The organism is Rhodococcus sp. UNC363MFTsu5.1, from assembly GCF_000686785.1.
GTDB classification, from domain to species: domain Bacteria; phylum Actinomycetota; class Actinomycetes; order Mycobacteriales; family Mycobacteriaceae; genus Rhodococcus_G; species Rhodococcus_G maanshanensis.
The window spans coordinates 88,216-94,759 of the sequence record NZ_JMLO01000024.1; the positions used below are offsets into that span (position 1 = coordinate 88,216).

5 protein-coding genes and 1 pseudogene are annotated in these 6,544 nt (G+C 68.2%); 1 reads left to right on the forward strand and 5 read right to left on the reverse strand.

The genetic code is table 11. The features are described 5' to 3' along the window. Nucleotides 1-6 precede the first annotated feature (6 nt). The 3 genes from BR31_RS0118555 to BR31_RS0118565 all read right to left on the reverse strand — a co-directional run bounded on the left by BR31_RS0118555 (nucleotide 7) and on the right by BR31_RS0118565 (nucleotide 2,736). The gene (locus tag BR31_RS0118555) at nucleotides 7-1,047 is read right to left on the reverse strand and encodes a CBS domain-containing protein (RefSeq protein WP_027502290.1); all 1,041 of its coding nucleotides are present in this window, start codon (nucleotides 1,045-1,047) and stop codon (nucleotides 7-9) included. Nucleotides 1,048-1,102: 55 nt separating this feature from the next. Further along, complete coding sequence (locus BR31_RS31940) at nucleotides 1,103-2,083, reverse strand: chymotrypsin family serine protease (protein ID WP_197023649.1); 981 nt, start codon at nucleotides 2,081-2,083, stop codon at nucleotides 1,103-1,105. A 110-nt stretch (nucleotides 2,084-2,193) separates the two neighbouring features. After that, nucleotides 2,194-2,736, reverse strand: a complete 543-nt coding sequence (locus BR31_RS0118565; RefSeq protein ID WP_037177191.1) for a TetR/AcrR family transcriptional regulator — start codon at nucleotides 2,734-2,736, stop codon at nucleotides 2,194-2,196. Nucleotides 2,737-2,842: 106 nt separating this feature from the next. Between BR31_RS0118565 and BR31_RS0118570 the strand changes: the two genes are divergently transcribed. After that, on the forward strand, nucleotides 2,843-4,369 hold the full coding sequence (locus BR31_RS0118570; RefSeq protein WP_051637554.1) for an MFS transporter: 1,527 nt from the start codon (nucleotides 2,843-2,845) through the stop codon (nucleotides 4,367-4,369). Here BR31_RS0118570 and treZ read toward each other — a convergent pair. Continuing rightward, entirely contained in the window at nucleotides 4,366-6,114 is a 1,749-nt protein-coding gene (gene treZ / locus BR31_RS0118575; RefSeq protein ID WP_027502294.1) for a malto-oligosyltrehalose trehalohydrolase, read from the reverse strand. The two genes, BR31_RS0118570 and treZ, sit on opposite strands and share 4 nt — an antisense overlap. A 57-nt stretch (nucleotides 6,115-6,171) precedes the next feature. Beyond that, nucleotides 6,172-6,544 (reverse strand): annotated as a pseudogene (locus BR31_RS31945) (HNH endonuclease); the annotation flags it as partial.

The following is a 6,544-nucleotide window of genomic DNA, read 5'->3' on the forward strand; positions in this document are numbered from 1 at the left end:
GTCAGTTCAGCACAGCGAGCCGGAGCAGGCGGGGGTCTCCGGCGGTGCGGTGCCCTCGCTGTCCACCGGCGTGAAGCCGCTGCCTGTGATGTTCCGCGAGTTCAGATCGGCCAGGATGTTCTTGGCCGAGGTGATGACGAACGGGGCATTGTTGAGGTCGGTTCGGGTGATGATCCCCACCCACCTGCCGGTGCCGCGTATGACGACGGGTCCGCCGGAATCGCCCTTGCGGAAGCCTGCGTAGGACCGGATGAGACCGCCGTCGACCCCCGTGACCATCCCGTAGCTGGGTGCCCGTGCGAAGGTTTCCTCGGGCGGGAAGAGGGTTCCGGGCTTGCGGTCGGACATCGCACCGAAGGTCTCGACGTAGTCGAGAACGGGGCGCGGTAGCGCCGGCCTCCCCTCGGAGTCGCGATGGGTCGAGTTGATCGTGAACGGACGCCCGTCGAGGGTGCTGCGAACCCCGTTGCCGAGTTTGTCCGTCACCCGACTGGTGAGCTGGACGTGCGACGCGAACTCGATGACCATGTAATCGGTCGTGGTGGTGAGGCTGCAGTCGTTGCTGCCCTTGTTGACCCAGCGGATCCAGCCGATCGGGGCGGCCTCCATTCGGCCGGGAAGCAGTCCGAAGTTGTCCGCGGCGGCGTCCCAGGTGTTGTCCAGGATGTCGCGCCAGTCCCAGACCGGGTAGTCATTGGTGAGGACGTGCACGCCTTCTGTGGGCCCCCAGAACTTGGGCTGGTACCAGGGTTCCTTCACGGGGTCGGATTCGATCGTCTTGCAGGTGTCTTGCGGGTCGAACTTCTCCTCGATCCGGCAGTGGCCCGCGGTGATGCCGACCTTGCGCCCGGCGGCATCGATGCCGGCCGCGCCCAGGGTGCATCTCCCTCTGCCGTACTCGTTTACGAAGACGAGGCCGGCCCCAGGGCCGATTGTCTTGAGGCTCGGCGCCGGAGGCTCGGCCGCCGCCGCGACACCCGGTGTCAATCCCGAGATCAGGGCCATCGCCGCGACCAGACCGGTGAGGTACCGGACGGTTCGCCTCATTCGTGCGTTTCCCGTCCGACCGTGTTCGCGAACTGTGTGCCCGCGGGCGTCGGCTTCAGCACAGCGAACTCGGGCATGCGGGGTCCGCGGTCGGCGCGGTGCTCTCGTTGTCCACCGGCGTGAATCCGCTGCCGGTGACGTTGCGCGGATTGAGATCGTCGAGGATGTTCTTGGCGCTGGTGTTGACCCATTGGCCGAGAATGAAATTCGAGTCGGTTCCGCTGACGATCCCTACCCATTCACCCGTTCCGCGCATGACCACCGGGCCGCCAGAGTCGCCGATGATGAACTGTGCGGTCGAGCGGATCATGCCGTCCTTGACTTCGGTGACCGTCCCGTTGTTCGGCGCCTTGGTCAGCGCGAAGATGTCGTCGAAGCGGATGGCGCCGCCGTTGCGGTCCGAGCTGGCGCCGAAGTTCTCGATGCTCTCGCCCGTTCCTGGCAGGGCCACCGCACCGTTCGAGTCGCGATGAATCGAGTTGACCTTGAACAGATCCCGGCCGTTCGTGCTGCGCACGGTCTTGCCGTCCTTGTCGAGGGTCGTGCTCCACAGCACGACATGCGGGGCGAACTCGATGACCATGTAGTCGGTCTTCGTGGTGGTGCTCTCGCTGCCGGGTGCGACGAAGCGGATCCAGCCGATCGGGGGAGCGTCGCCCCGCTCCACCTGGTCGCGGCTCCAGACCTCGTACTCGTTGCTGGCGATGTTCTGCCCGTGTAGCGACTCGGGCACCCCCTGGAACTGGGGCAGGTTGTACGGCTTGTCCTCCTCGCCCGGCTTGATGGGGCCGGGATTGCAGTGCCCGGCGGTGATGCCGACCTTGCGTCCCGCCGCGTCGTGGCCGACCACACCGAGCGTGCAGGTGTCGCCCGGTGTCTTCTTGCCGTGGGCGTCCCGGTGGTTGTCGAAGATGAGATACGTCCCGGGCGTGACATCGACCGACGCGGGCTCCGCGGCCGCGATGCCCGTCGTCACACCCATTGCCAACACCGCTGTCGTGATCAGACCGACAAGGAGCTTGGTAGCTCTACCCATCTGTTGTTCCCTTCGGACCCACCCGCGCGACCCCCGCGCCGCGTGGACAGTACCGGACGGTCTGTTCACTTTGCGGTCGAATGTGGGAACCGGCTCGGGCCGGGCCGAACCTACTCGGGCGTGCCGCTGTCGCCCGTCGCTTCGCGACCCAGCAGGCGGTCGACGACCTGTTGGTACAGCCCGGGGTCGGGCTGCGGCAGACCCAGGAGCGCCGCAAGGTAGATGCCGTCGCCCACGAGTCGCACGATCTCGGCCTGGACTGGGTCGTCGAACTCTGCGCGGAGTCCCTCGTCCCAGGACCGCATCATGTCGATGACGGCCTGCTGGATCTCGCCCGGCTTGCCGTCCACCGAGCGCAGCGCGGCGATCGTGGACTGGAAGAGAGCGAGCTCGTTGGTCGTGTTGGCGTCCACCGTCTGCAGGTACCACTCGGAGACCGAGGTGTCCGCCTCCGCGAGCTGCTGGTCCGAGCGCTCGCCGAGGCGACGCACCATGCCCGCGAGCAGGGCCTCCTTGCTGCGGAAATGGTAGAGAAGTCCGCCCTTGGAGACGCCCGCCTCCGCGGCCACCGCCTCGAGGGTGATCTGGGAGAGCCCGCGTTCGAGCAGTAGTCGCTCCAGGGCGTCGAGGATGCGGTCGCGTGTCGCTGTCACGGGAATCACTGTACCGGCTGGACGGTTGGCTGCTAACCTGTGTTGGCGACTGTACCGGCTGGACGGTTCAGTCGAATTTTCATTTTCAACTCATTGGGAGTCAATCGTGTCTGTCATCGCGGGCAAGGACCTGACGATCGATCCGACCGAGGTGCGGGCGAGCGCCCGTGACTGGGTCGGTCTTGTCGTGCTCGCCCTCTCCGTTCTGCTGATCTCGGTCGACGCGACGGTCCTGGACCTGGCAATGCCGTCCATCAGCGCGCACCTCGAGCCGAGCAGCACGCAGCTGCTGTGGATCATCGACGTCTACTCGTTCGTGCTCGCCGGACTGCTCGTCACCATGGGCACCCTCGGCGACCGGATCGGCAGGCGTCGGCTGCTGCTCATCGGCGCCGCCGGCTTCGGCATCGCGTCGATGGTCGCCGCCTGGTCGGTGAGCCCGGAGATGCTGATCGCGGCCCGCGTGCTGCAGGGCATCTCGGGTGCCACGCTGATGCCCGCGACGCTGGGTCTGATCCGCACCATCTTCGTCAACCCTCATCAGCGGACCACCGCGATCGGTGTGTGGGGCGCGATGGCCGGCGGCGGCGCCGCGGCAGGCCCGCTGGTGGGCGGCTGGCTGCTCGAACACTTCTGGTGGGGCTCGGTCTTCCTCATCAACATCCCGGTGATGGCGGTGCTGATCATCGTCGGTCCGATGGTGATCGCGGAGGCGAAGGACCCGAATCCGGGTCGCTTCGACCTGGTGAGTGCGGGTCTGTCGATGCTGGCGATGATTCCGCTGGTGTACGCCGTCAAGGAGTCGGTCGTGCACGGGCCGACCGTGACCCTCGCGGCCATCGGCGCGGTGGGCGCAGCCGCCGGATGGGCGTTCATCCATCGGCAGCGGACCCGCCCGGATCCGATGCTCGACCTGAGCCTGTTCGCGCGGCCCGCGTTCTCGACCGCGGTGATGACGAACCTGCTCTCGGTGTTCGCGCTGTCCGGAGTGCTGTTCTTCGGTTCGCAGTACCTGCAGTTGGTGTTGGGCAAGACGCCGCTGCAGGCCGGCCTGCTGATGCTGCCGGGCACGGCCATGAGCGTGCTCTTCTCGCTGACGGCCGCCTGGTTGGTCCGTCGTTGGCAGCCGGGCGTGGTGCTCAGCATCGGCCTGGCGGTCTCCTCGATCGGTGCAGCGGCCATGCTGTGGCTGCACGCCGACGGTGGCGCGGGCCTGTTCATCGCCGCGTTCATGCTGATCGGCTCGGGTGTCGGCATCGCGCTGACGCTGACCTCCGACCTGGTGGTCGGCGCCGTTGAGCCGGAGCGGGCGGGTGCCGCGTCGGCGGTGTCCGAGACGGCCTACGAGCTCGGCGTCGCGCTGGGCGTCGCGGTCCTGGGCAGCGTGGTGCTGGCCATCTTCCGCAAGGGGCTCGACGTGTCGGCTCTCGGCGCGGACGCCGCTCACTCCGCACAGGAAACCCTGGGCGGCGCGGTGGGCGTGGCCAAGGCCGCGCCGGATGCGATCGGCGCGCAGCTGCTCGATTCCGCGCACCTGTCCTTCGTCAGCGGCATGCACGTGGCGGCGGCGGCCACCGCGATCATCCTGCTCGCCAATGCGGTGCTGGTGTACCGGATGATGCGCTCGCGCTAGTCGGTGATTCCCGCGTCGAGGATCGCGAAGGAATGACCGGGGACGACGGTCGCCGATCCGGTGGCGTCCTGGGTCGGCGGCTCCCACCACAGCAGCGGGTGGCCGCCGACCGGGAGGGTCACCGGGTCCGGGCCGAGGTTGCAGGCGACCCGAATGCTGCCGCGGTGCAGCACGATCCACCGCTCGTCCTCGTCGTAGTCGACGACCAGGTGCTCGAGCCACGGATCGGTCAGGTCGGATCGAGCGGCCCGCAGCGCGATCAGGCCGCGATAGCACTCCAGAAGCCGCCGGTGCTCGGGCGCGCCGATCTCGTCCCAGTCCAGCTTGGACTGCAGGAAGGTCTGCGGGTCCTGTGGGTCGGGGATGGCGTCGCCCGCCCAGCCGTGCTCGGCGAACTCGCGTTTGCGGCCGGACGCGGTGGCCTCCGCGAGCTCCGGTTCGGGATGGGATGTGAAGAACTGGAAGGGCGTGCCCGCCCCCCATTCCTCGCCCATGAACAGCATCGGGGTGTACGGCGAGCCGAGCACCAGTGCCGCCCGAACGGCCAGCTGGCCCTGGTTCAGGTAGTGCCCAGGACGATCACCGGTCGCGCGGTTGCCCACCTGGTCGTGCGTGCAGGTGTACGCGAGCAGTGAGCTGGCGGGCGTGAGCCGAACGTCGAGCGGCCGGCCGTGGGTGCGGCCCCGGAAAGTCGAGTAGGTCCCCGCGTGGAAGAAGCCCTGACGCAGGGTGGTGGCGAGGCACTGGAGCGAGCCGAAGTCGCCGTAGTACCCCTGCCGTTCGCCGGACACCGCGGCGTGCACGGCATGGTGGATGTCGTCGTTCCACTGTGCGTCGAGGCCGTGACCGCCCGCGGACCGGGGCGCGATGAGGGCGGGATCGTTGAGGTCGCTCTCGGCGATCAGGGTCAGTGGCCTGCGCAGATGCGTTGACAGCGTCTCGGTTTCGACGGCCAGGTCTTCGAGGAGGTGGGTGGCGGTCAGATCGACCAGCGCGTGCACGGCGTCGAGGCGCAGTCCGTCGATGTGGAACTCGCGCAGCCAGCGCAGCGCGTTGTCGATGATGTAGCGGCGCACCTCGCCCGAGGACGGGCCCGCGATGTTGACCGCTGCGCCCCACGGGTTCTCGGTGTCCGCGAGGTACGGCCCATACCTGTCGAGGTAGTTGCCGGACGGGCCGAGATGGTTGTAGACGACGTCGAGGATCACCCCGAGGCCGCGGCGGTGGCAGGCGTCGACGAACCGCTGTAGGCCGTCGGGCCCGCCGTACGGCTCGTGCGTGGTGTACCAGAGGACACCGTCGTAGCCCCAGTTGTGTTCGCCGTTGAACCCGTTCACCGGCATCAGCTCGACGAACCCGATTCCGAGGTCCACGAGGTGGTCCAGGTGTGCGATGGCGGCGTCGAAGGTGCCCTCGGGGGTGAACGTTCCGATATGCAGTTCGTATGCAACGCTGCCCGCGAGCTTGCGTCCGGTCCAGTCGCGGTCCGTCCAGGCGTCGGGGTCCACCTCGTGCAGTTGCGAGGGCGCGTGCACGCCGTCGGGTTGGCGCGGCGAGCGTGGGTCGGGCAACACGGTGGGGTCGTCGTCCAGGACGAAGCCGTAGCGGCTGTCGTGGTTCGCGGGGACCGCGGCGCGCCACCAGCCGTCTTCGTCCCGCGACATAGGATGCAGCTCCCCGTCGAGGTGCAGTTGCACTCGATGGGGGATCGGTGCCCAGACCTCGAATCGATGCGCGGAAGTCATTGCCCCAGCATGCCGCAATGGACGGCGCGGTGCAGTCGGTGTGGTGACGTGTCGGTTTCAGAACGGTGGCGGGTCCGGTGGTGTCGCCGGTGGCAGTGGTGGGGTGTGGCCGCGGCGGCCGGTGATGTGTGGGGTTGGGGTGTGGAGGGTGTGGCTGCCGTGGGCGCCTGCGGGGAGGGTGATCGCGGTGGTGCCGGTGCTGGAGGTCCAGTGCAGGGTGTGGCCGGGCAGCGCAGTGACGCTCCAGAGGCCGAGGGTTTTGAGTTGATGGTGGTACCGGCAGAGGCAGTGCAGATTGCCGGGGATGGTCCAGCCACCGGCGATGGGGTCGTGGGCGCGGTATTCGATGATGTGGTCGAGTTGGCATCCGGCGGCGGGTCGGGTGCAGCCGGGGAATCGGCAGTGCCCGTCGCGGGCGTGGACGAGCGCG